This window comes from Vibrio hepatarius (assembly GCF_043642085.1).
GTDB classification, from domain to species: Bacteria; Pseudomonadota; Gammaproteobacteria; order Enterobacterales; family Vibrionaceae; genus Vibrio; species Vibrio hepatarius_C.
Window position 1 is genome coordinate 14,133 of the sequence record NZ_JBHZSA010000001.1, and the last position, 24,839, is coordinate 38,971.

Annotated in this window: 22 protein-coding genes; 8 read left to right on the forward strand and 14 right to left on the reverse strand. The window is 46.1% G+C overall.

Annotation, left to right across the window (positions count from 1 at the left end; genetic code table 11):
• Position 1: 1 nt before the first annotated feature.
• Positions 2-1,195 (reverse strand): ISL3 family transposase, encoded by a 1,194-nt coding sequence (locus tag ACHUFZ_RS00100; protein WP_394125334.1) that lies wholly within the window; start codon positions 1,193-1,195, stop codon positions 2-4.
• A 140-nt stretch (positions 1,196-1,335) separates the two neighbouring features.
• Positions 1,336-2,442, reverse strand: a complete 1,107-nt coding sequence (locus ACHUFZ_RS00105; protein WP_394125335.1) for a M20/M25/M40 family metallo-hydrolase — start codon at positions 2,440-2,442, stop codon at positions 1,336-1,338.
• 411 nt (positions 2,443-2,853) lie between these two features.
• On the opposite strand from ACHUFZ_RS00105, the gene hppD reads away from it, so the two are divergent.
• Genes hppD through maiA form a run of 4 tightly spaced genes read left to right on the forward strand, consistent with a single transcriptional unit; the run spans position 2,854 to position 6,718 of the window.
• On the forward strand, positions 2,854-3,927 hold the full coding sequence (gene hppD / locus ACHUFZ_RS00110) for a 4-hydroxyphenylpyruvate dioxygenase (protein WP_394125336.1): 1,074 nt from the start codon (positions 2,854-2,856) through the stop codon (positions 3,925-3,927).
• Complete coding sequence (locus ACHUFZ_RS00115; protein WP_394125337.1) at positions 3,920-5,050, forward strand: homogentisate 1,2-dioxygenase; 1,131 nt, start codon at positions 3,920-3,922, stop codon at positions 5,048-5,050. The genes hppD and ACHUFZ_RS00115 overlap by 8 nt, the downstream gene beginning before the upstream one ends.
• Positions 5,051-5,064: 14 nt before the next feature.
• Positions 5,065-6,078 carry a fumarylacetoacetate hydrolase family protein gene (locus tag ACHUFZ_RS00120; protein ID WP_394125338.1) on the forward strand — a complete coding sequence of 338 codons (1,014 nt, stop codon included), beginning with the start codon at positions 5,065-5,067 and terminating at the stop codon, positions 6,076-6,078.
• Positions 6,071-6,718 (forward strand): maleylacetoacetate isomerase, encoded by a 648-nt coding sequence (maiA, locus tag ACHUFZ_RS00125; RefSeq protein ID WP_394125339.1) that lies wholly within the window; start codon positions 6,071-6,073, stop codon positions 6,716-6,718. The genes ACHUFZ_RS00120 and maiA overlap by 8 nt, the downstream gene beginning before the upstream one ends.
• Positions 6,719-6,835: 117 nt before the next feature.
• Here maiA and ACHUFZ_RS00130 read toward each other — a convergent pair whose 3' ends face one another.
• From ACHUFZ_RS00130 to ACHUFZ_RS00150, 5 genes are all read right to left on the reverse strand, one after another.
• The gene (locus ACHUFZ_RS00130) at positions 6,836-7,021 is read right to left on the reverse strand and encodes a hypothetical protein (protein WP_134836117.1); all 186 of its coding nucleotides are present in this window, start codon (positions 7,019-7,021) and stop codon (positions 6,836-6,838) included.
• Between the two features lie 170 nt (positions 7,022-7,191).
• The gene (locus tag ACHUFZ_RS00135) at positions 7,192-8,223 is read right to left on the reverse strand and encodes a J domain-containing protein (protein ID WP_394125340.1); all 1,032 of its coding nucleotides are present in this window, start codon (positions 8,221-8,223) and stop codon (positions 7,192-7,194) included.
• Positions 8,224-8,378: 155 nt separating this feature from the next.
• Positions 8,379-9,047 (reverse strand): YiaD family glycine zipper/OmpA-like lipoprotein, encoded by a 669-nt coding sequence (locus tag ACHUFZ_RS00140; RefSeq protein WP_394125341.1) that lies wholly within the window; start codon positions 9,045-9,047, stop codon positions 8,379-8,381.
• 143 nt (positions 9,048-9,190) lie between these two features.
• Entirely contained in the window at positions 9,191-9,874 is a 684-nt protein-coding gene (locus ACHUFZ_RS00145) for a DUF2786 domain-containing protein (protein WP_394125342.1), read from the reverse strand.
• 250 nt (positions 9,875-10,124) lie between these two features.
• Positions 10,125-10,811, reverse strand: a complete 687-nt coding sequence (locus ACHUFZ_RS00150) for a DUF3334 family protein (RefSeq protein WP_394125343.1) — start codon at positions 10,809-10,811, stop codon at positions 10,125-10,127.
• Between the two features lie 202 nt (positions 10,812-11,013).
• Between ACHUFZ_RS00150 and ydiJ the strand changes: the two genes are divergently transcribed.
• Positions 11,014-14,046 (forward strand): D-2-hydroxyglutarate dehydrogenase YdiJ, encoded by a 3,033-nt coding sequence (gene ydiJ / locus ACHUFZ_RS00155; RefSeq protein ID WP_394125344.1) that lies wholly within the window; start codon positions 11,014-11,016, stop codon positions 14,044-14,046.
• 65 nt (positions 14,047-14,111) lie between these two features.
• Entirely contained in the window at positions 14,112-14,573 is a 462-nt protein-coding gene (locus ACHUFZ_RS00160) for a methyltransferase family protein (RefSeq protein ID WP_394125345.1), read from the forward strand.
• 76 nt (positions 14,574-14,649) lie between these two features.
• On the opposite strand, the gene hutH is transcribed toward ACHUFZ_RS00160, so the two are convergent.
• The 5 genes from hutH to hutC form a co-directional block, all read right to left on the reverse strand.
• Positions 14,650-16,197 (reverse strand): histidine ammonia-lyase, encoded by a 1,548-nt coding sequence (gene hutH, locus ACHUFZ_RS00165; protein WP_394125346.1) that lies wholly within the window; start codon positions 16,195-16,197, stop codon positions 14,650-14,652.
• 5 nt (positions 16,198-16,202) lie between these two features.
• Positions 16,203-17,900: a urocanate hydratase gene (gene hutU / locus ACHUFZ_RS00170; protein WP_394125347.1), complete on the reverse strand. Its 1,698-nt coding sequence runs from the start codon at positions 17,898-17,900 to the stop codon at positions 16,203-16,205.
• Positions 17,901-17,990: 90 nt separating this feature from the next.
• The gene (gene hutG, locus ACHUFZ_RS00175; protein ID WP_134836109.1) at positions 17,991-18,989 is read right to left on the reverse strand and encodes a formimidoylglutamase; all 999 of its coding nucleotides are present in this window, start codon (positions 18,987-18,989) and stop codon (positions 17,991-17,993) included.
• The gene (gene hutI, locus ACHUFZ_RS00180) at positions 18,982-20,193 is read right to left on the reverse strand and encodes an imidazolonepropionase (RefSeq protein WP_394125348.1); all 1,212 of its coding nucleotides are present in this window, start codon (positions 20,191-20,193) and stop codon (positions 18,982-18,984) included. Before hutI ends, hutG begins: the two co-directional genes overlap by 8 nt.
• Positions 20,194-20,300: 107 nt before the next feature.
• Positions 20,301-21,011 carry a histidine utilization repressor gene (gene hutC / locus ACHUFZ_RS00185; protein ID WP_394125349.1) on the reverse strand — a complete coding sequence of 237 codons (711 nt, stop codon included), beginning with the start codon at positions 21,009-21,011 and terminating at the stop codon, positions 20,301-20,303.
• A gap of 189 nt (positions 21,012-21,200) precedes the next feature.
• Here hutC and ACHUFZ_RS00190 point away from each other — a divergent pair, with 189 nt between their 5' ends.
• Positions 21,201-21,944 carry a sporulation protein gene (locus ACHUFZ_RS00190; protein WP_394125350.1) on the forward strand — a complete coding sequence of 248 codons (744 nt, stop codon included), beginning with the start codon at positions 21,201-21,203 and terminating at the stop codon, positions 21,942-21,944.
• Here ACHUFZ_RS00190 and ACHUFZ_RS00195 read toward each other — a convergent pair.
• Both ACHUFZ_RS00195 and ACHUFZ_RS00200 read right to left on the reverse strand, forming a co-directional pair.
• Complete coding sequence (locus tag ACHUFZ_RS00195; protein WP_394125351.1) at positions 21,937-22,917, reverse strand: DUF3187 family protein; 981 nt, start codon at positions 22,915-22,917, stop codon at positions 21,937-21,939. The two genes, ACHUFZ_RS00190 and ACHUFZ_RS00195, sit on opposite strands and share 8 nt — an antisense overlap.
• 102 nt (positions 22,918-23,019) lie before the next feature.
• Positions 23,020-23,793: a nucleotidyltransferase family protein gene (locus ACHUFZ_RS00200; protein ID WP_394125352.1), complete on the reverse strand. Its 774-nt coding sequence runs from the start codon at positions 23,791-23,793 to the stop codon at positions 23,020-23,022.
• 338 nt (positions 23,794-24,131) lie between these two features.
• Here ACHUFZ_RS00200 and ACHUFZ_RS00205 point away from each other — a divergent pair, with 338 nt between their 5' ends.
• Complete coding sequence (locus tag ACHUFZ_RS00205; protein ID WP_394125353.1) at positions 24,132-24,779, forward strand: thiopurine S-methyltransferase; 648 nt, start codon at positions 24,132-24,134, stop codon at positions 24,777-24,779.
• Positions 24,780-24,839: the final 60 nt, after the last annotated feature.

The following is a 24,839-nucleotide window of genomic DNA, read 5'->3' on the forward strand; positions in this document are numbered from 1 at the left end:
TTCATCGTGGCTTTCCGGGGAAAGCCGCTTTTATCTTTAAGAAGAAGTAATCGGTATCTCTATAGCCATATCCCATCCGCTTGATTAATTTTATCTTGTTGTTTATTCCTTCGAGGGTGCAAGTATTCAGCGGATAACTTGCTGAAGCGGTAATTCCATGAAGGTAAGGTCGGAGTTTTCGAGCAAACTCTTTTAACGGCTTAATTCCGCTTTCATTCACTTGTTTCCACCATGCTTCCCATAAATTCTTGGCCTGTAGCTCTGTGCTGCAACGCCAGAGTTCCTTTAATTGTGCTCCGAGTATGTAAGTGGTCATCAAGTCTTGATTTACCTTCAATATTTCAGTGAGGTAGCTGTCCTGATGTGTATTCAAGTTATCTCGATTTTTCAGTAACACCCAACGTGAGCGCTTAACCCATTGCCTTTCTTTTTTATCATGTTTTAACTTGTTGGCTTGGTCGACTCTGACCCTATCCATGACCTCACGACCGAACTTAGCCACAACATGGAATAAGTCGTAAACGATACGTGCATTTGGACAATGCTCATGAACTTCAAGGTCAAAAGCAGTATTCATATCCATCGCTACCGCTTCGATATTTTTACCATATTCGCCTAACTGTTCGAAGAACGGCCGAATGTCCTTACGGCTACGACCTAACCCTACCCAGATAACTTGATGACTTTTAGCGTCAGCAATGACAGTGGCATAGCGATGCCCCTTAAAGATGGCGAACTCGTCCATGACGAGTTGCCTCAATTCACCCCATTTAACTGGCGGTACAACTTGTTGAAGGCGACGCTTATCTATCTCTTTTATTGAGTGCCAATGAACCCCAGTAAGTTGGGCAATATGCTTAATGGGTAACAGAGGCAGCAACTGCTCAATATAGCTCCTCAAGCGATTCGTGATACGAGCATAAGGCTCCAACCAAGATAATCGTTCAGTCTTGATACCGCAGTGCCTGCACCTAATGCGTCGAGTTTGGACAAGCAACTCAACAGGTGTTCCAAGCAATGTTGCCTCTTTCACGTTACGCCATTGGTACTCATGTATAGCTTGAGCGTGACGCCCACAGGGACATTTAGCGGTAGAGTCAGGTTTTAGGGTGAGCGTAATAAGCGAAGTAGTTTGATGAGACTTTACGATATGAAAGCCTTCCCAGAATGAAGATAGGAAAGTATGATTCGGCATGAGAACGGTAGTTTGTGTAAGTTTTGTTTGGCGATAAAACTCTATCACTTACTACCGTTTTTGTTTTGTGTTCCCGTTAATCCGCGATGAACCAATAAAAAGCCGCATAATACGGCTTTTTCAATAGAAGGAGTGGAGGATTAATGTGTCAGGTAGTGATACATAAACTCTGTTACCTTAACCATATCCTCAATAGCGATGAACTCTTCCGTTGTGTGCACTTTAGCCATCCCCGTTGAGATGTTCACCGTTGTTAGACCTTTAGCATTGAAGTTGTTTGCATCGCTACCGCCACCGGTGCCTTTGGTATAAGGGCTAGCGCCAATTGCTTCAAACGAGCTCTTCACCGCTTGAATATGCGGGTGGTTATCATCAATAACAAAGGCGTTATATGCGCGAGTTGACTCGATCTCTACTTGAGCACCGTGCTTGTCGGCAGCCGCTTGGAACGTTGTAATCATATGCTCAACTTGTGCCGTCAGTTTTTCATCGTTCAGTGAGCGTGCTTCCGCGATCACGTTCAGTTCAGGCATAACGATATTCGTTGCACAGCCACCTTGGACGATACCAATGTTGGCGGTAGTCTCTTCGTCAATACGTAACAGGTTCATTTGCGTGATTGCGTCAGCCGCAACTTGAATCGCGCTGATACCTTCTTCTGGCGCTAGACCAGCATGAGCAGGCTTACCAATGTACTTAGCAACGATCTTTTGCTGACCAGGGGCAGCGTTAACGATGGTGCCAATTGGGCCGCCAGTATCTAACACGATCGCTTTGTCAGACTGAATGAATGACATGTCGAAGTGTTCAGAACCAAACAATCCGCCTTCTTCGTGAACAGTAAAGGCAATCTCAATGGTTTTATGGTCTACGTTTTGTTCTTGGATAATACGTACCGCTTCCATAATGGCTGCGATGCCCGATTTGTCGTCACCACCAAGAATTGTATTGCCTTTTGAGCGAATGATGCCGTCTTCAATCACGGGCTCGATGCCTTTACCTGGAGTAACCGTATCCATATGGCAGCTTAATACGATGCTTTCTTCTAATTGGCCTTCAAGACGAGCGTAGATGTTGAAGCCGTTAGAGATCTCTTGCGGTACTGGCAACTTGTGCACAGTAAAGCCAAGTTCCCCAAGTTGTTCAGAGAGTGTTTCAGCGATCAGCTTTTCATCACGCGATTCACTATCGATTTGGATCAGTTGGCAGAAATGGTCGATTAGGCGTTCACGGTTTATTTGAGTCATTGTAATACCTAGTATGGGAACAGAGGCATTACCTTATCGCTGTGGCACGAGACAAAGCCTGCGTTAAATCAAGTAATCGGCCGCTCTTGGTAAATTTTCAGCAAATTCTGTTTAGGTTAAGCAAAATTGGCGTTGAAGGTACATGTTGTCACTCAATGAGAGCTAAGGTGCAATAGCTATAAAAGGTGTCCATCAAGGTGTACGCAAACTGGTGATGTAAAAAAAATGTTACTTTCGATTGTGTGTTAAGTCATTGATTTATAGGTAACGGGTTTGGTGTTAACAAGTTGTTTACGCTTGTGCTCGGGTGGTATGGAGATTGTCAACTGTAGGCAAAAGGTTCATTTCTTCCTCGATGTGATCCAAGTTATTAGGAGAAACACGGAGTTAACTTATAACGAGGGATAAAAAATGAACGAAGCGTACAACCCACTAGGCACCGATGGCTTTGAATTTGTTGAATACACGGCGGCAGATCAAGAGGGCATTGAGAAGTTAAAAAATCTATTTAACTCTCTAGGGTTTGCAGAAGTCGCGAAGCACCGTTCAAAGGAAGCTTGGTTATATCGCCAAGGTGATGTGAACTTTATTGTCAACGCACAGCCTCATAGCCAGGCGCATGGATTTGCTAAGGTACATGGTCCGTCTGTTTGTGGCATGGCTTTTCGCGTTGCAGATGCAGCAGTGGCGATGAAGCAAGCGTTAGAGAATGGCGGAAAAGAGTACGTGACGGAAATTGGCCCGATGGAGTTGAGTATCCCGGCGATTTACGGCATTGGCGAGAGTTTGCTCTATTTTGTCGATCGTTACCAAGACGGCAGCATTTATGAAGTCGATTTCCGTTTCTATGATGATGCCAAAGAGCGTCTAGCTAAAATGGATGTGGGTCTGTATGAAATCGACCATCTGACTCACAACGTAAAACAAGGCAATATGGACGTGTGGTCTGGCTTTTATGAGCGTATCGGTAACTTCAGAGAAATCCGCTACTTTGATATTGAAGGTAAACTGACGGGCCTTGTTAGCCGAGCAATGACTGCGCCATGCGGAAAAATCCGTATCCCAATTAATGAATCGTCAGACGATAAATCGCAAATCGAAGAGTTCATTCGTGAATATAATGGCGAGGGCATCCAACATATCGCTCTAACCACAGATAACATTTATCAAACGGTTCAAACTCTGCGCGACCGAGGTATGGACTTCATGCCGACGCCAGATACCTATTATGAAAAAGTGGATGATCGCGTAGAAGGTCACGGTGAAGATGTAGCGAAACTGCGTGATTTACGTATCCTGATTGACGGCGCGCCAATGAAAGATGGCATCTTGCTGCAGATCTTCACACAAACGGTGATTGGCCCAGTATTTTTTGAAATTATCCAGCGTAAAGGTAATGAAGGCTTCGGCGAGGGCAACTTTAAAGCGCTGTTTGAATCCATCGAAGAAGATCAAATTCGCCGTGGGGTATTAGACGATGCATAAGTGGATTACATTCCCTCACCGGGAGGGAGTGTGCTCTAAGCAAGCACATGCGGACTTCCCGGAGGAGGCTATTTACGAGCGAGAGGCTGGTCGAAGTGGATTCTTCGGTCCCGCTGCGCACTTCCATCATCAACACGCACCGACGGGCTGGAGTGAGTGGGAAGGGGAGTTAAAACCTCGCGCGTTTGATTTCAATGATGTCGAAAAGGCCACTCAAACGTCACCTTGGGCGGTGCCTCATTTGCTGCACAATGCCAACTGCAAAGTCAGAGTGTGGAAGTTTGATAAAGAGATGAGCCATTTGGTTCGCAATGCTGACGGTGATGAGCTGCTGTTTATCCACCAAGGTAAGGCAGATCTATTTTGTGACTATGGCCATTTAGAAGTAACGGAAGGGGATTACGTGATGCTCCCTCGCTCGACGACATGGCGAATTGAGCCACATGAGCCAATGTTTGTTCTAATGATTGAAAATACCGATGCCGCGTACACCTTGCCAGAGAAGGGGATGGTCGGTAATCACGCCATATTTGACCCTGCGGTTTTAGATGTGCCCAAGATTGATGAGGCGTTTAAGGCGCAATACTCAGAGCAATCGACGCAGGTACACATTAAGCGCCACGGTGAGATCAGTGTCGTAACTTACCCATTTAATCCGCTCGACGCCATTGGCTGGCATGGCGACCTTGCTGTGGTTCGTGTCAACTGGCGTGATATTAGGCCACTGATGTCTCATCGCTATCACTTGCCTCCTTCAGCGCATACTACATTTGTCGGCCAAGGCTTTGTCGTGTGTACTTTTGTGCCAAGGCCAATTGAAAGCGACCCTGGTGCGCTGAAAGTACCTTTCTATCACAGCAATGATGACTACGATGAAGTGCTGTTTTACCACGCCGGTGATTTTTTTAGTCGAGACAATATCGAAGCGGGTATGGTGACATTCCATCCGGCGGGATTTGCTCATGGTCCTCATCCAAGAGCGTTCAAAGCGGGACAAGAATACAAGAAAAAGTTTACCGATGAAGTGGCAGTGATGATTGATACTCGTCATGCACTTGAGTTTAGTGATGAAGCAAAACAAGTAGAAAATCAGCAATATATCTACAGTTGGCAGGAAAAGTAACGCGAGGATAAGGTATGAAATTAGCTAGCTTGAAAAATGATAGCCGAGATGGCTTGTTGGTCGTTGTCAGTAAAGATCTTACCAAATGCGTTGCTGTTCCTGAAGTGGCTCAGACGATGCAATATGTGTTGGATAACTGGGACGATGTTGAACCACAGCTAAACGAAGTGTATATGGCGCTCAATAATGGCGAATTGACTCAAGAGATGGCCTTTGATCAGGCGTTGTGTGAATCGCCATTACCTCGTGCTTATCAATGGGCGGATGGCTCCGCTTACGTCAATCATGTTGAATTGGTGAGGAAAGCGCGCGGTGCTGAGATGCCGCCAAGCTTTTGGACTGACCCTTTGATGTACCAAGGTGGCTCTGACGCCTTTATTGCTCCAAGAGATGATATCCCGGTCCTCAGTGAAGAGTGGGGGATTGATTTTGAGGGAGAAGTTGCAGTAGTCACAGGTGATGTGCCTATGGGAATATCGGTTGAAGGTGCTGCTAAATCGATTCGATTACTGATGCTTGTCAATGACGTCTCTTTGCGTGGTCTAATTCCTAATGAGCTCGGTAAAGGCTTTGGTTTCTTCCAATCTAAACCTTCTTCGGTCTTCTCGCCGGTGGCAGTCACGCCAGATGAATTAGGTACAGACTGGGATGGTGGTAAGGTGAATCTGCCACTGCTGAGCTTCTATAACAATCAACCTTTCGGTTGTCCGAATGCTGGCGTCGATATGACCTTTGAGTTTCCTGAGCTAATCGCGCATGCCGCCAAATCTCGTCCTCTGTCTGCTGGAGCGATTATTGGCTCAGGCACGGTATCGAATAAGCAGGGCACGGAATATGGCACGGCAATCTCTGAAGGTGGGGTGGGCTACTCTTGTATTGCGGAAGTGCGCATGATTGAAACCATCCGTGATGGGTCTCCATCGACCTCGTTTATGAAGTTTGGTGATCGAATCAAGATGGAAATGCTAAATCACAGTGGTGAGTCGATTTTCGGTTCAATCGATCAGCAGGTGGTGAAGTATGCATGATCGTATTCTCTATGGTTACTGGCGCTCGTCGGCGGCTTATCGAGTACGTATTGCACTAAACCTAAAAGGTCTAGACTACCAACAGCGCTCTGTGCACTTGGTCAATAACGGTGGAGAGCAACATTCCACCGAATTTAAGCGCCTTAACCCCAATCAGTTGGTGCCCGTCTTGATGGATAATGGCTTAGTACTTAACCAGTCATTGGCAATTATCGATTACCTTGACGAAACCTATAGCGACGCCTTACTGGTTCCAAAAAGTGGCGAGTCACGTTATTTGGTGAAAGCGATGGCGCAAGATATTGCTGTCGATGTGCATCCATTAAACAACTTACGTGTTCTACAGTATTTGAGTAATGAACTTCAGGTTGATGAAGATGCAAAAAGTGCTTGGTATAAGCACTGGATAGCCACCGGGTTTGAAGCCTTGGAGCAACGTGTCTCAGTTACGCGAGGTCAGTACTGTGTGGGCAACGAAATCTCGCTGGTGGATGTCTGTTTAGTCCCACAAATGTACAATGCGCAGCGTTTTGGTGTCGATCTGACGAGTTATCCGAATTTAGTTGATGTGACAACGTCACTTGGCAAGGTAAGGGCATTTATTCAAGCCGCCCCTGAACATCAGCCGGATGCGGTGTAGCTCACACATCCCATAAGAATAAAAGACCTACATAATGGGCTGTCATTGTGGCTAATGCTAGAAAGCAAAAAGGCCACTCAATGGCGGCCCTTATTTCTTCTCGGAGAAGCGAACAACTTAGCGTAAAGCGTTAGGGTTACGCTCTCTTTGTTGCAGCTCGGCAATGTTAAACTGACGTACGTCTAGTGTCGCTAAATCATTGCACTCTTTGCATGAGTGGTGGCACAAACCATCAACATACTCATGCTTGGCAAGCATACTTGGTTTTTTACACCAGTCACAGATGCCTTCGATCGTAAACATAATACTCTCCTCACCTTTATAATTTAGGTGTTATTTTCGCGGCAAATTATGGCATAGAGAACATGGATTGGTTAAGCATTTGTTATGTTTAATGGGAGGGGGATCGATTGCGCAGCTTGGTATTGCAAGGCTTATCGTATTTACACCACCTATTGATACGCATTTTGTAACTATTTGTTAATAACTTTAAGGATCAGTTTTAACGCTTGGTTTAAACGTTTCATTTCTGCGTCACTGCCTTTCAAATCTGGATGGTAGATTTTAGACAATTGCTTGTAACGGGCTTTTACCTGCTTTTCATCGGGAATAGCGTTCGGACTATAACCAAATACAGCGCAGGCGAGGGTGAGTGGTTTGTCTTTAGGGGTAGAATCTGCGCTAGGAGCTTTAGGCGTCGCTGCCTGCTGTTTTTTGATATGGCGGTAGAGTGTTTCTAATTGGCGCTTTTGCTGCTTTAGTAGCTCATCTTTGCGTTTTAGCTCTCGCTCTAGCTTAATCTGTTTTCGCTTAGCTTCATCGTCAAGTTCTGATGATGAGAGAGAAAGACGCTGATTGCGACGAAATAGCCAACCGATGACGAGTAAGCTTGTGCCGAGTAGGGCCAAAATCCCGTATAACGTCATATTCTGCGCATCTTGGCTGTTGGCTATCGACTGTGCTTTTGGGCTCACTTCAATATCGGTCGTATCAAAGGCGACTTCAAGCTGATCAATCGCCGCAACTTGCTTTGCGCGACGGGTATTAAATTGCGCTTCTAACACGCGCGCGTAGTCTTCCTCTGCTTGAGGGTTCGTGCGTGACGCTTCTTGATACCATAGCTCCGCTAAGTCGAGGGTGTCTGGGCTTTGTTTGAGATCTTCGTAAAGCTTACCGAGTAATCTCGCCGCATCCGAATTGCCATTGCTTGCTGCTTGGCTGAGCCAGAAAATCGCGTTTTCAGTATCTGATTTGGTTCCCTCACCGCTAAGATAAGCGTGTCCGACTGCCGAAGCGGCGGTGCTGTTGCCACTTTGCGCGGCCTGCTGGTACCAGTAAAAGGCTTCTGATTGCGATTGTTCGACTTGGTCACCTGTGGAGTAGCGGTTAGCCAGCTCTAGCTGGGCTTGGACGTTTTGGCTCTGCGCACTTTGGATAAGCTCTTCAATAGATTGCCCGAGGCATGAAGAAGACAGAAATAATAAAAGTAGGGGGAGTGCGCGCAAAAGTGACCTCAAAATGGCTAAAACCAGCTTAACTATTGGCTAAGTATATCAATTCGTACGCAGAGATAGAGCAAGATGAGTGAAAATTGTGTAACTAATACTAAATTGGCTTCCGAAGAAGCCAATTATTAGTCAATGTACTGGTGCACGGTGACTTATTTAAGCGGTAGAATTTGGATCTCTACACGACGGTTACATGCACGACCTGTTGTAGTGTCGTTAGTACATAGTGGGTAACGCTCACCATTACCACGCGCAATGGCACGGCCAGCAGCAACACCTTGCGAAACTAGGTATGAACGGACAGATTCAGCGCGACGCTCAGATAACACTTGGTTTGTGGTATCGCTACCAGTGCTGTCTGTGTGGCCATCAATCACTAGGCTAGTATCTGGGTATTCAACAAGGATACGTGCCACACCACGTAGAGTGTTGTGGATGCTTGGGTCAAGTGCGTAAGAGCTCGAATGGAAGCCGATGCCATTTTCTAGGCGAAGCAGTAGTTGGTTCTCACCAACGCGCTCAACTTGAACACCAGAATCTAGCAGCTCTTTACGAAGTGCAGCTTCTTGTTGGTCAAAATAGTAACCTACGCCGCCACCTACAGCAGCACCGCCAGCAGCGCCAATTAGCGCATGCTTACGACGTTCGTCCGCGTCATCGCCAGTCGCTAGGCCAACAGCAGCACCAGTAAGAGCGCCAATTAATGCGCCTTTAGTTGCTGAGTTCGTTTCTGATTCACCAGTGGTTGCGTTTTGGCGTTGAGTTGCCTGACAGCCAGACAGTGCAATTGCGACAGCTAATGCGAGTGTCAATTTTTTCACGATAACATCTCCGTGTATTATGCTTGTTCCCCGAGATTCATACGGGGTTTCGATCACTAGTGAATAAACCTTATGATATTCGTTATGTCAAATCCAATAAGCATAATTTGACAGAATATGACAATTGACGTCTGTTTTTTGAACTACCTGAGCATTTTAGGCGCTTGTGCACCATTGATCGGGCGACTGACTGAAACAGTGCGACCTTTCTTCAAGCCGACTTCATAGTCATCAGTTAGGTTCTTCATTGCTTCTCTAAGTTGTTGCTTGAAAGTCTCACGATCGATGTTTTGAAACTCTTTGTCGATGTAATCATCAATTTTCTTCGCTGAGTCTTCGTCAGGGCTGATAATTGGCAGCTTTTCGAGCGCGCCTTCAACCCAGCCCGAAAGAAATGAATTCACGCGTCGTGTGACTTCAGCATTAGAGGTGCCTGAACCAGCAAAACCGTTACGGAAACGGCCCGTTTGCTCGTTCATTTCACGGTAAATAATATCGAAGGCAAAGGCTGCGAAGATGGCTCGGTCTGCTTCACCGATAAATTCGACGCGCTTTAACCCTTTGTGATTCAGTAGGACTGCTTCAACACCAAACTTGGTGTTAATGCCACGAATGATTCTTAGGATATTTGAACCGACGTTGGATGGGAGCAGGTGTGTCGATTGAGTTTTGCCCATTTTGATAAACTCGATATCGTCTTTATCTAAGCCATATTTCAGCATTAGACGATGAGCCATTTTAATCGCATTTGCTGCTTCGTTTACGTTGGCTGAGTTACCAAGCTCTAAACATTTTGCAATTTTTTTAAGGGCTTTCTGTTTATCCATTGACCGGAACAAATCTCAATAATTTTACGAAGTCGGCCATTTTACCGTGTTATGAGTCAAAACGGAAATAATCCAGCGTATGAACGGTGGATGTCAGAGGAGATAGAAACCCAGATAGGGGCGGGACACGGTACCGAAAGCGAATAGGTATTATGCAGTGAGTTTCATTTTGGGTGGTTTATAAAAAGCCAATAACACGCCACCACCTGATGGTGGTAGCGCGTATAGAAGATTGCGGACAAGCGACGAGTTAGATGCCTAGTTCATCAAGCAAGTCATTTGCATTGGCACCACTCGCCGCCTCAGACTTTGTTTCTTTATCCGACTTCATTTTTTGCTGGGCTTTTTCCAAAATTGTATCTGGACATTCGTCTTCAACTGATTCGAACTCTTCTAGTTGGATAAATTCAGTTTTATCCATCGCAAGTTCTAAGTAGAAAATGTTGCCTTGGTCGGTAGAGAAGGTCACGCGACGAGCTTGTGGACGATCAAGGTTAGTATCAACCGAGAGGTTCACTTGCTTATTCAGCGCCAGCATTTTCGGTTGGTTCTGAGTAATGTGAGTGTGAAGATCTTTACGGACCTGGTTGGTAAAGTTACCGACCAATTGGTTCATCAGCTCCCCAAGTACATCAGCAACTTCATCTGAGGTGTGCAGGACAGCAAGTTCTTCCTCAGGCATGCCCATATTGCGCATGTAGTTTGTGTAAACTTCTAGCGCAGCTTTAGAGGTGAAGTTAATAACCACTAAACCTGAGAAGCCACCATCGAAAAGAACAAAACAGCCAAAGTCAGGTTTTAAACTGGTTTTGGTGATTTTTTGCACCATGGCTGAGTATGTAATTTGCGAGCTGGTTGCAGAGCTCAAGACACCAGAAACGGACTGGCATAGCTTTAATAGAATATCTTCTGTTGTGACAACTTTATTTTTTTTCATGGATGATTCGCTCATAGAAACACTTTAAATTGTTTTTATTCATTTTAAGTGTGGGAAAAAAATGCGATAAGTTCCATTCTGACATTGCATTTCTGTTTTGATCACCCTTTTAAATGTTGTAAAGTGACGAGATTCAAATAATAGTTCAAATTATAGCGAACCCAGTGCTGATTGGATCAGCGTCGTAGGGAGCAGGAAGCCAATGTTACCAAGATTACATTCTCAGTCGGATGTGGATCCGATTGTACTCACCTTTCTAAAAGAACTCGAAGCCGCTGGTTTTACAGGCGATATTGAAAGTCAATTTTCTAGTCGTTTAGCGGTTGCCACTGATAACAGTGTTTATCAGCAGTTGCCTCAAGCCGTTGTTCACCCAAAAACTACTCAGGATGTGGTGCTCATCGGTAAGCTGAGCAATGACCCTCAGTATGAACGCATTACTTTTTCTCCGCGTGGAGGTGGCACCGGAACCAATGGTCAATCTTTGACGAAAGGGGTTGTGGTTGATTTGTCGCGTCACATGAACAAGGTCCTTGAAGTCAACGAAGATGAAGGCTGGGTTCGTGTTCAAACCGGTGTGGTCAAAGATCAGCTCAATGACGCGGTTCGCCCATACGGATACTTTTTCTCTCCGGATTTATCAACCAGTAACCGCGCGACACTTGGCGGCATGATCAACACCGACGCATCCGGCCAAGGCTCTCTAAAGTACGGCAAAACGTCTGATCACGTGCTTTCTTTGCAAGCGGTGTTTGCTGACGGCTCGTGTATTGAATCCGATTTATCTCGCGGAATGCCAGAAGAGGGCGAGTACGCGTTTAATGCTTACCATACAACCGAGAAAGTCTGTCGTGATAAACGCGCGCAGATTGATGCGAAATTTCCCCCGCTCAATCGCTTCCTAACCGGCTATGACTTAAAGAACGCGTTAGACGTAGAACAAGACCAATTTGACCTTACTCGCGTGCTGTGTGGCGCTGAAGGCTCTTTGGCCTTTATCACCGAAGCTAAGCTTAACCTTACCCCAATCCCGAAAGCGCGCACCTTGGTGAACGTTAAGTACAACAGTTTTGAATCGGCTCTACGTAACGCGCCATTTATGGTCGAAGCAAAAGCGCTGTCGGTCGAAACGGTTGACTCGAAAGTGCTGAACTTAGCTAAGCAAGATATTGTTTGGCATACCGTTAGTGATTTGCTCACTGATGTTCCTGGCAAAGATATGCAGGGCATCAACATGGTTGAGTTTGCTGGGCAAGATGAGCAAGAGGTCAGTGCTCAGGTTGAAGCATTAAGCCAGCGCCTTGATGCCATGATGGAGAACAATGAAGCGGGCATCATTGGCTATCAAGTGTGTAGCGATGTGGCGAGTATTGGTCGCATCTACAACATGCGTAAAAAGGCCGTGGGCTTACTTGGCGCAGCAAAAGGGCGAGCAAAGCCAGTCGCGTTTGCAGAAGATACCTGTGTGCCACCTGAAAACTTAGCGGACTTTATTGTTGAGTTTAGAGAGTTGCTTGATGCGAAATCGCTCAACTACGGTATGTTTGGTCACGTCGATGCGGGCGTATTGCACGTTCGTCCAGCGTTAGATTTGTGCGATCCGAAACAAGAAGCTCTGATGCATGAGCTTTCTGATGAAGTGGTCAAGCTGGTGGCGAAATATGGCGGCTTGATGTGGGGCGAGCATGGTAAAGGCTTCCGCTCAGAGTATGGTCCTGACTTCTTTGGTGAAGAGCTGTTTACTGAGCTTCGCCGAGTCAAGTCTGCGTTTGACCCAAACAATAAAATGAACCCGGGTAAGATCTGTACGCCGCTGGAAAGTAACCATGAATTGGTCAAAGTGACCGACACCAAACGTGGCTACTATGATCGCCAAATCGACGTGCAAGTACGCGACAGCTTCAAGCAAGCGATGGAGTGTAACGGCAACGGTTTATGCTTTAACTACGATACCTCGTCGCCAATGTGTCCGTCGATGAAAGTGACCGCGGATAGAAGACATTCGCCAAAAGGGCGCGCAGGGATGGTGCGAGAGTGGCTCCGTCAGCTTACGGATCAAGGTGTCGATATTCTCGACTTAGAAAAGCAGTCGTTACAAGAGAGCGCTTCAATCAAGACCATGATTGATCGCGTGCGCAACAGTCTAAATAAGCGCCATGAGTACGACTTTTCTCATGAAGTGTATGAGGCGATGAATGGTTGTCTGGCTTGTAAAGCGTGTGCGAGCCAATGTCCGATTAAAGTCGATGTCCCAAGTTTCCGTTCGCGCTTTTTAAATATCTATTACTCGCGTTACCAGCGTCCCGCTAAAGACTATTTAGTGGCGAATATTGAAAGTATGCTACCGGTATTAGCCAAAGCGCCTAAGCTGGTTAATGGTGCGTTAAAGCAGCAATGGGTTCAAGATCTCACGGCTAAGTCGGTTGGCTATGTGGACTCGCCGCTGCTTTCTATTCCAACCTTGAGTAAACGACTTACAGGGCTCAAAACGTTTGACCTTCAGGCGTTAGCTGCATTGTCGAGAGAAGACAAAGCCAATCACGTTGTGATCGTTCAAGACCCGTTTACGAGTTACTACGATGCCCAAGTGGTTGAAGACTTTGCTACGTTAGTGAGTAAGTTGGGTAAGACACCGGTATTACTGCCATTTAAGCCAAATGGCAAAGCTCAGCATGTGAAAGGTTTCCTTAAGAAATTTGCCGATAACGCGAAAAGCACTGCGGCATTCTTACAGCAAGTAGCTGACATTAATATTCCTTTAGTTGGTGTCGACCCTGCACTGGTGCTCTGCTATCGAGATGAGTATCAAGAAGTGCTACAAGAAAAACGTGGTGACTTCCAAGTCCTAACGGTGCACGAATGGCTAGAGCCGAAGTTAGCCGAGTTTGAGCAGCAAACGCCTAATGGCGACGAGCCTTGGTACTTGTTTGCTCACTGTACTGAAAAGACCAAGATGCCAAATGCTGAGAAAGAGTGGGGAGCTATTTTTGCCCACTTTGGCGCTCGATTGGATACCATTCCGGTCGGCTGCTGTGGCATGGCGGGCACCTTTGGCCATGAAGTCGATAAGCTGCAAATGTCGAAGGATATTTATGCCCTAAGCTGGAAGCCAAGGTTGCAAGACTTACCGAAAGAGCGTTGCCTTGTGACGGGCTATTCTTGTCGAAGCCAAGTGAAACGCTTCGAGCAGGAAAAAGTTCAGCATCCACTACAAGCATTGCTGAAGATAGTGTAAATCTAAATAGCTCAGCCTTAATGGTTGAGCTATTTTTATAGGTAACTCAATTATAGGGAAAGTACATGGATGTATTAGAGCGCAAAATCCCGCCTGTGGCCTTGTTTGTCTTATTTGTTGTTGCTATCAATCATCTCAGCCATGAGTTTATTCGTTTTACGGTTAATTTGCCGCTGAACTTAGTGGTGTTTTTAGTCTGTTTTGTCGTGGCAGGCTTTGTTGGTATTGCCGGTGTATATGAGTTCAGACGAGCTCAGACAACGGTTAACCCGGTAAAAGTAGATACTGCTTCTACAGTGGTGGATAGTGGCATTTTCGGCTATACACGCAATCCTATGTATCTCGGCCTATTTCTGCTTCTATTTGGCTTTGCTTATTGGCAGCAAAACCTTCTCTCAATCGCGTTTTCTTTTACATTCATCCTCTATATGAACCGCTTCCAAATCTTACCTGAGGAGCGAGCTTTAGAGTCTCTGTTTGGTGCGTCATATATTGATTACAAACAAAAGGTTAGACGTTGGATTTAGCGTCGCTTATTTAGTCCGCAACGAAAAGGCCCTGCTGATATTGCAGGGCTTTGTATTTATGTGCTGTTCAAATGTCTTAAGCGACTTTGACACTTGGTAGCAGTGCCTCTGGCATCAAATGGTTATGTACCGCTAGTTTAAGCAGTGCATTGGCCGCTTCGATGTCTGGTGCGAAGTAACGGTCTTTGTCGTAGAACGAGACTTTTTCACGCAGGATCTGCTTGGCTTCTTCAATGCGAGCCGATGACTTATTTGGTGCGCGGAAGTCTAGACCTTGTGCAGCTGATAAGTACTCGACCGCAAGAATGCCGCGAGTGTTCTCTGCCATATCACGTAGACGTCGGCCAGCGAAGGTTGCCATGGAAACATGATCTTCTTGGTTGGCTGAGGTTGGTAAGCTATCTACAGACGCTGGGTGAGCAAGGGTTTTGTTTTCGCTCGCCAGTGCTGCTGAGGTTACCTGAGCAATCATAAAGCCTGAGTTAACGCCGCCGTTATCGACTAAGAATGGTGGTAGTTTCGAAAGCGCGCTATCAATCAACAGAGCCATACGGCGCTCTGACAGACTGCCCACTTCAGCAATTGCTAAAGCAAGATTATCTGCCGCCATTGCAACAGGTTCAGCGTGGAAGTTACCACCAGAGATAATGTCGCCATCTTCAGCAAACACTAACGGGTTATCTGACACTGAGTTTGCTTCAACTTGTAAGATGTCTGCCGAATTACGAATTTGCTGTAAACATGCGCCCATTACTTGCGGTTGGCAGCGCAGAGAGTAAGGATCTTGAACCTTTTCACAACCAGTGTGCGATTCACCAATATCACTGTTGATATCAAGTAAATGGCGATACGCAGCAGCGGCATCCATTTGTCCACGATGACCACGTACGCGGTGAATACGAGGGTCAAATGGACGACGACTACCTAGAGCGGCTTCAACTGACATCGCGCCACATACTGTTGCTGATGCAAATAGATCTTCTGCCGCAAACAGGCCTTCTAGTGCAAAAGCAGTCGAGGCTTGAGTTCCATTTAGAAGCGCTAGGCCTTCTTTTGGCGCAAGCGTAATAGGTTCAAGTCCAGCGATCTTGAGCGCTTCAGTACCAGAGATGATTTTGCCATTATGACGAGCTTGGCCTTCACCAAGTAGTACTGTACTCATGTGGGCTAGGGGAGCTAAATCGCCAGAAGCACCCACTGAACCTTTTTGTGGCACACATGGGTAGACCTGAGAGTTTACCAAGTCGATCAGCGCTTGAATCACTTTCAAACGAATACCAGAGTATCCACGTGACAAGCTGTTGATTTTCAAAACCATCATCAGTCTAACGGTTTCGTCAGACATAAACTCGCCAATACCCGCTGCGTGTGACAGAACAATACTCTTTTGCAGAGTTTCTAAATCCTCTGGGGCAATACGCGTGTTGGCTAATAGACCAAAGCCAGTGTTGATGCCATAGACAGTGCGATCTTCTGCGATAACTTGCTCTACCACTTGAGTGCTTTCTTCAATCGCTGGTACCGCCTCGGAATCAAGAGTCAGGTTGATTGGCGAACGGCTCACTTGACGCAGTAGGGCTAGGTTAAGTTGTCCCGGCTTAAGTGTGAGGTTTAACATCTTCATAATCCTTATTTAAGCTTACGCAGTTCTTCGTTTAGCATCGGTAGGTCTAGACCTTGCTCTGCGGCACACTGCTTAGCAATATCGTAGCCAGCGTCTGCGTGGCGCATAACACCCGTTGCAGGGTCGTTATGTAGAACGCGAGCAATACGCTCTGATGCATCTTGGCTGCCATCACAACAAATTACCATACCTGAGTGCTGTGAGAAGCCCATGCCAACGCCGCCGCCGTGGTGCAGAGACACCCACGTCGCGCCGCCAGCAGTGTTCAATAATGCGTTCATTAGTGGCCAGTCAGAAACCGCATCTGAGCCATCCATCATGCCTTCAGTTTCTCGGTTAGGGCTGGCAACGGAACCTGAGTCTAAGTGGTCACGACCAATTACGACAGGCGCTTTTAGCTCGCCATTTTTAACCATTTCATTGAAGGCCTGGCCTAGGCGTTCACGATCTTTGAGTCCAACCCAACAGATACGAGCAGGCAAACCTTGGAACTGAATGCGTTCACGCGCCATATCTAGCCAGTTGTGTAGGTGCGGATTGTCTGGAATTAACTCTTTTACTTTTTGGTCTGTTTTGTAGATATCTTCTGGATCACCAGATAGAGCAGCCCAGCGGAATGGACCGATACCTTCACAGAACAACGGACGAATGTAAGCAGGAACGAAACCCGGGAAGTCGAAGGCATTTTCGACGCCTTTTTCTAGAGCCATCTGACGGATGTTGTTGCCGTAATCGAGTGTCGCTGCACCGCGATCTTGCAGAGCCAGCATCGCTTTAACTTGAATTGCCATCGATTCTTTTGCTGCGTCAACCACCATAGCTTCATCTTTTAGGCGCATTTCCGCTGCATGCTCCATTGACCAACCAATTGGCAGGTAGCCGTTTAGCGGATCATGGGCTGATGTTTGGTCAGTGACAACATCAGGTGTAATGTTACGTTCAACTAGCTCCGGGAACACGTCAGCAGCGTTACCTAATAGGCCAACAGAAACTGGCGTTTCTGACTCATAGATAATCGCCAATGCTTCATCTAGGCTGGTGGCTTTCTTATCAACATAGCCAGTACGCAGACGGTAGTCGATACGTGACTCATCACATTCAACGGCAATCATTGAGAAGCCTGCCATTGTCGCAGCGAGAGGTTGAGCACCACCCATACCACCAAGACCCCCCGTTAGCACCCAACGGCCTTTTGCTTCACCATCAAAGTGCTTTTTAGCCACTGAGACGAAGGTTTCGTAGGTGCCTTGAACAATGCCTTGAGAGCCAATGTAGATCCAGCTCCCCGCCGTCATCTGACCATACATCATCAAACCTTCTTTATCGAGCTCATTGAAGTGCTCCCAGTTCGCCCAGTGAGGTACAAGGTTTGAGTTAGCGATCAGTACGCGAGGGGCATTTTTGTGCGTTGGAAAAACGCCGACAGGTTTACCTGATTGAACTAACAGCGTTTGATCATCTTCTAGACGCTCTAGTACTTCGACGATCTTGTCATAACATTCCCAGTTACGGGCTGCACGGCCAATACCACCATAAACAACCAATGAGTGCGGGTGCTCAGCAACATCAGGGTCTAAGTTGTTCATCAGCATTCGAAGCGGCGCTTCAGTTAGCCAAGATTTTGCTCTCAAGGTTGTCCCGTGTGGGGCACGTATAGTCCTTGTGGTATCGAGACGCATATCCTCTACTTGGCGCTGTGTCATGGTAAAACTCCTTGTGGTTCACGTTATTCAGACAAATAGGGGTCTTTGATGCTGATGCATCCTATTCACTGCCCGCTATTTGGTTGATTGTTATTTTTCTGAAAAGGCGTTCGCGATATCCCAGCATAAACGTGCGGCGAGACGGGCGGTTTGGCTGTCTACGTCGTACGTTGGGTTGTACTCTGCGATATCGGCTAGGGCCAGTTTTTGTTTGTAGTGCAAAATTCGGTCGATAAAAGGCGCGATGGTATCAATACTCACACCGCGTGCCGCTGGCGCACTGACACCTGGGGCCGTGGCTGCCGGGAAAACGTCTAAGTCGATGGTGAGATAGATAAAGTCACAATTATCGATAAAGTGTTGCAGCTGAGTTAAGTGATAGACCTGATTGAGAGGCGTGAGCTCTTTGTCCTCTATGTACCAGACATTTAATTCATCTGCGCGTTTGAAAAGCGCTTCAGTGTTGCTGGCTTTACTTACCCCTAAGCAGGCATAGTGAAATGGCCAGTCGTTCTCAAAGCAATATTTTTGAATTTGATTAAATGGGGTTCCTGAGCTCGGTTTTACTTCAGCACGTTCGCTTTCAAACGCGCGTAAATCGAAATGTGCATCGAAGTTGATAATACCGATCTTAGGTGGCTTGGCTGGATTAATATACTCAAAGTAGCGCGCTAACCCTTGGAACGATGCCCAAGCGACTTCATGGCCCCCACCTAAAGTAATCACAGGGGTAGATTTTAGCGCCGTAGCAATCACATTGGCGCATTGGTCTTGGCTTTGCTCAAGTAAATCATCATCACAAATGACATTGCCTAAGTCGATGAGGTGGCTCTCTTTATGCCACGCCATATTAGCCAGAGCGCGTCTGATTAAATCTGGGGCACGGTGAGCACCAATACGCCCTTTGTTGCGAGCTACGCCAGCATCACAACAAAAACCAAGAATGCTGATGGCATTGTGGTATGGCTGCAATTCAGTGACTTGCATTTGCTTTACCACATGGTGAACACGTTTTCCTTGCGCACCATCTTCAGCGTCGTGACGGCCTTGCCAATGAAACTCTAGGCTTGTGGTTAATTGATTAGACATGATCTAACTCTCCAGCCACAAGGCGTGCAGAAAGTCGTGGCGCGCCTTGTAAATAGCTAAACTCAGCAGGATGAGAAATATCCCAGATTGCCAGATCGGCATCAAAGCCTGTGACAATCTGACCTCTTGACTCACCATAGCCGAGTGCCTTGGCTGCATTTGCGGTCACTCCACGTAGTGTTTCTTCAGGAGTCAGGCCAAACAAAGTGCAACCCATATTCATCATCATAGTCAAATCTGCAAACGGCGATGTGCCGGGGTTCAAATCTGTCGCGATTGCCATTGGGACTTTATGTTGACGCAGTAATTCGATAGGTGGAAGTTGGGTTTCTTTAAGAAAGTAAAATGCCCCCGGTAAAAGCGTCGCAACAGTATTTGAAGCCGCGAGTGCTTTGACGCCATCTTCATCCAAAAACTCTATATGGTCGGCAGAAAGGCCTGAATAGCGCGCAGTAAGTGCGGTGCCACCTAAATTAGACAATTGCTCAGTGTGGCCTTTTACATTAAGGCCATGTTCTACTGCGGCTTGAAAGACCTTTTCTGTTTGCGTCAGGTTAAAACCTATCGATTCGCAAAAGACATCAACGCTAGTTGCAAGCTGCTCTTCGGCTACCAGAGGAATGATCTCTTTGCAAACCAGTTCGATGTAATCATCTGGGCGGCCAGCGTATTCTGGAGGTAGAGCGTGGGCTGCGAGAAGTGTAGTGGAAACACGAATTTTTCGATGCGCTTCGAGTGCTTTCGCAGCACGTAGCATCTTGATTTCGTCATCGATAGTTAAGCCATAGCCTGATTTAACTTCAACAGAGGTGACGCCCGTTTGGATTAAACCATCGAGTCTTGGTAACGCCAGTTCGGTTAACTGTTCTTCACTGGCTTGACGAGTCGCTTTAACCGTGGAAAGAATACCGCCGCCTTGCTTAGCGATCTCTTGATAAGGGACGCCGTTAAGACGCATTTCAAACTCGTTTGCGCGGCTACCAGCGAAAATAAGGTGGGTGTGGCAATCAATGAAACCGGGGGTGACCAGTTTGCCTTGGCAATCGTAAGTGTTTTGCGACTCGAACGGTTGTTGCGATATAGAGGCGATGCGACCATCTTTGATCAGTAAATGGCAAAGAGGAGAGAGGGCATAGCCATCTTGGCCCGGTGTCATTGAGACGACCTTGGCGTTCGACAAAACGAGATCACTGCAAAAACTCATATCGGTTGCTCTGATTTAAATGTATATACAATTATCCGTTCAAATCAGTCAATTGATCAAGTTTAATGTTGCGAAAATGTGATCAGTAAAAAGTATGAAATTCTTTATCAGAGCAAAACTTTAGAGCTTAATTTGTATCTTGTGCCCGGATGGTAGAGTAATGCGGTGCTGACTAAGCGTTCGTCACTCCAAGTTCTACGGTTTAGTAGAAGGCAAGGCTCTTTGACTGCCAGTCTGAGCGCCGAGCGAACGGCGTCATCTGCAACAATCGCTTCAACAGTATGTTCGATGGCACTGAGTGGGCAGTTTTCCGAAAGGTACTGGTTAGGTGTCATTTGCGAAAAGTCTTGCTCTAAGTAATTCGGCGCGTAGCTAGCGTTCACCCAGCGGAGTTCTAGCTGAATTGGTGACTTATCTTCAAAGTGGATGATTTCACTATAAAAAACTTCGCTGCCAAGCATAACGCCGAGTTTCATTGCCACAGTGTCATCAGCGGTGAGTGAAACCTGCTTGATCACTTTACTGCTGTATTGTTTGCCGCGTTGCTCGACTTCTTTGGCAATGTTACGAATATCGAGTAGTGGTGATTCCGCTTTATCGTCAGGAGCGCAAACAAACGTGCCCAGTCGAGGACGCCTTACCAAACGGCCTTCAGCAACCAAATCTCGAATAGCTTTATTCACCGTCATTCGGCTGACCTTAAACTGTTTGGTCAGCTCAAGCTCAGTGGTAATGCGATGGCCAACGGGCCATAGACCCTGATCGATTTGGTCGGAAATATATTGCTTAATCTGCAGGTAAAGGGGCGAACTACTCATAAAATCATCATTTTCATGTTTGACTATACAAATGGTTATATATTTATACGATTAATGCAAGTGATGAGACTAGGGGGATGGCTAAATCTTTCTAGTGCGCACGTTTTTTAGGGATGTGACTCAAAAGCACTTGCATAAAGGTCCTCATCAAGATAAATCATTAAACACAATAAATGATAAGGATAATGTATGTTTGGAAAGTTAAAGGCTTCTTTGGGAATAGGCGCAGCTAAGGTCGATACCGTGTTAAACAGCATGTCTGTTTTTCAAGGCGACACATTAAAAGGCACCGTTCACATCAAAGGTGGCGATGTTGAGCAGCAAATTGATGCGATCAACCTAAAGCTGTGTACTGAAGTGAAAGTTGAAAGTGATGAAAGCACCAGCTACCAAGATTTTATCATTGGTAAACTTCAAGCGGTTCAACCTTTTATTATTCAGCCAAACGAAACCAAACAGGTGCCTTTTGAATTCAGGTTGAATGACGAAACGCCGATTACAGCGTTAAATGTTCTTAAAAATCTGTGTCATGTTTGGGTAGAAACGACCCTTGATATTGATTTTGCCATTGACCCGAAAGATCGTGATTTTGTAGAAGTAAAACCATTGCCAGTTGTGGCAAAGGTATTGTCCGCTATTGAACAGGCGGGCTTTGCGATGGTTAAAGCTGATGTGGAGAAAGGGCACTTACGAGGTGGTAACTTCTCTTCTAAGTCTGGCTGTTACCAAGAAATTGAATTTCGTAGCAATGGCTTTATCAACCGCAAAGAAATTGAAGTCTCATTTATCCTTGATGGCAATCTGGTGCATTGCTTAGCGGAAGTGGATCGCTCATTTAGTATGAGAGGCGACCAATACGTCTCTTTCTCGTTGGCAAAAGGTGCCTCTGACAGCGAAATTAGCTCGGTGGTAAATCGCATCTTGTCTATCTAGCCTCATCGGCGCCAAAACGATAGCGGAAAGCGACACCAAAAGCGATGTCAGTGCTGTTGTCAGCGTTAAACATGTTCTCCACCGCAGTGAGCTCCACTGCGGTATTTTTGAGTGTATAGCGATAGCCGTAAGTAAACTCGGTTGAAGGCTCTGAAAACTCACCATCATCGTCCGTCACACCTTGCAATACCACTAGCTGTGCGATAAGCGTGTGTCTATCGTAAAGCTGATAGCGGTAACTGGCGCCAACCATCCAAGTGCGATCACGATAAGGCATCTGTTCAAACACGGTGGGCGTGTTACGAAAAGTAATAGCGGCAGTCGCGTCTAATGAATGTGCGCCGCGAACATAGCCATAGTTAACCTGCAATGCTTGCTCAAAATCTGATGAGCTGAAGATGCCATGTGAAGTATCATTGTAATAGAGTGACAGTCCAAGCGATGCCCCGTGGTGGGGTAGCGTATAAAGTTGATACTGAAGATAACCAGTCAGAGCATGGCTTAACGTCTCCCCTCTAAATCCCTCTAGCTGAATGCCGTATTCAGGCATATGAATCACAAAGCGATGATTTTCGACATTATCTCGGCCATTCTGTTCTAAACCAAAAAACTCGTGAAACTTTTTTGTTGGGCTATCAAGATGATTATTGCCAGCGTAGTTCCAACGATAATGAAGATCCAATTGCCAGTTTGAACTTAACTGCCACTTGGTCCCGAGCGCGATTTGGTTTTGATAGTAATCGAGCTCATATTTATCCGTCACAGCCCAAATACTTGAGATAACACCAGCGGTATAAACCTCATAGTTCGAGTTTGGCATCGAGAAGCCAGAGCGAAGTTGAGGGGAGAGATTATTGGTATGAAAAGGTGACTGAGTATAGGTTTGCACTGGGCCAAAGCCGTCGTCAGATAAGGCTTTGGCAGGCATTAGGAGGCTAGCAAACGCAGTGAACAAACCAGCGTATACTCGCATAACCGCCTCCCCACTTTATTATTAAGCCTTCTATTAAAAGCTAGTTTAAAAGTTTGGGTATTGCGAAAAATTAGGGCCTAGTAATACTAAGCCGTAATGAGTTTAAGCTGCGCTTAGGTGTGTCGTAATGTAGGGCTGCCAAGCGTTTTGATAAAGCTCTTTAGATTCACGACGCATGTTGCGGATTTGCGCTTGTTCAATCTCGTTGAAATCGCGTGATTCGATCGCAGCAGTGCGTTCGATTTTTTGGATCTTTTCGTAAATAGCATGCTCTGGGCCGCTTTTCACATCAGCAATCGCTTTTAAATGAAGCTGCACTTCTGCAACCAGATTCGTTTTAGGCAATTGCACTAAAAGGTTAAGATCGCGATAACCGGAAGCCGCGGGTTTCTTGAAGCGGTTTTTGACTTTAACGATGGTAGTTTCACGGTTTAGCACCTCATAAGCAGACATCAAGCCTTCAATATCATCCGCTACGATAGTTGCTCGTGCTAGGTCAGTAATACGCTCCGTTTGACCATCTAGCTCGTAGGCGATTTTCTCTTTTGCACGTTGAGATGACTTAACACCCGCAAAATATGCGTCTGTTGATGTTAATAGTGCGGTGCTTTTACATAGAGTTTCTAGCTCGGCTTGAGCTTGGTGTGCTTTGCTGTAAAGCACATCGAAATCAGAATAAGGTTGTACTGGTGAAGACGAAATAGATTGAATGCCGTAAAGGCCGCTTAGGTTATGTTTGAATGCTTTCGAGCAAACCTCGTTCTGATTGGTTGAACGGTTTTCCTCGTTACCTGGTGCGGGTGGAATAGCAGCAAATGCAGGTGCGCGGCTGAGCATTAGAAGCATCAGGGCCGTCGTTCGCAAAAATAGGCTCATTCACTCTCCTTAGATGTGTAGGGCTTAGCTAAAAGGTGTCGAAAAAGGATTCAATCACTAGCGCTACTCATCTGTACTTATTAAATGGGGCTGCTATTTACTATTCCAAGCAGCACCGCCTTACTCTTATTCTGAACTTTGAAGTCACTCTCAAAAATCCGAGCAATTGTTTAGAGTTCATCTTTGAATCAAGGTTCATTGCTAACTTGTAAGCAAGTATAAACGGCGAACATGAACTTAATCTGAATAGAGTTTTCATCTTGGTGTGAATAGGGGATACCACTTGTGAGCGCTTTCAGATAGGCTATGCCCATTAAAGTCAGTCAATGAGAATGATAATGAGAGATCCCGAGTTTTGGCATGGTAAATGGGCGGCCAACCAGATTGGTTTTCATTTGGAAGATGTGAACCCGCTATTGATCGAATATTGGAGTCACACTAAGCCTAATCATCAAGATAAAGTCTTTGTCCCGCTATGTGGTAAGTCAGAAGATTTGGTTTGGCTAGCGACAAAGCATGAAGATGTGCAAGGCGTCGAGTTAAGCAATATTGCCGTTCGAGCTTTCTTTGCTGAACATTTCTATACCCCAATGGTGATGCCTGTAAATGGGCAGCATGAGCTATTTCAGTTCGATGAACTGTCGATTTATACCGGTGACTTCTTTACTGCGCCGATTCAACCAGTCGATATTGTTTACGATCGCGCGTCTTTGGTGGCTCTGCCAGAAGAGATGCGTGCGGAGTATGTGCAAAAAATCAAATCACTACTCAAGCCGGGCGCTCGAATCTTGCTGGTAAGCTTAGATTATCAACAATCAGAAATGACAGGTCCTCCGTTCTCAGTTGCGGAGCAAGAGATTCGTTCACTCTATTCTGAGTTTAAAGTGACCAAACTTTATCGTGATGAAGCAGGTGATGATCATCCTAAGATCGCCAAGAAAGGGCTATCTCGATTCGCTGAAGAAGTGTATCTCATCGAAGCTTAAAGTGATTGCAACGAAAAAGGCCTGGTCAGTGAACCAGGCCTTTTAGTTTTCGAACAGTAA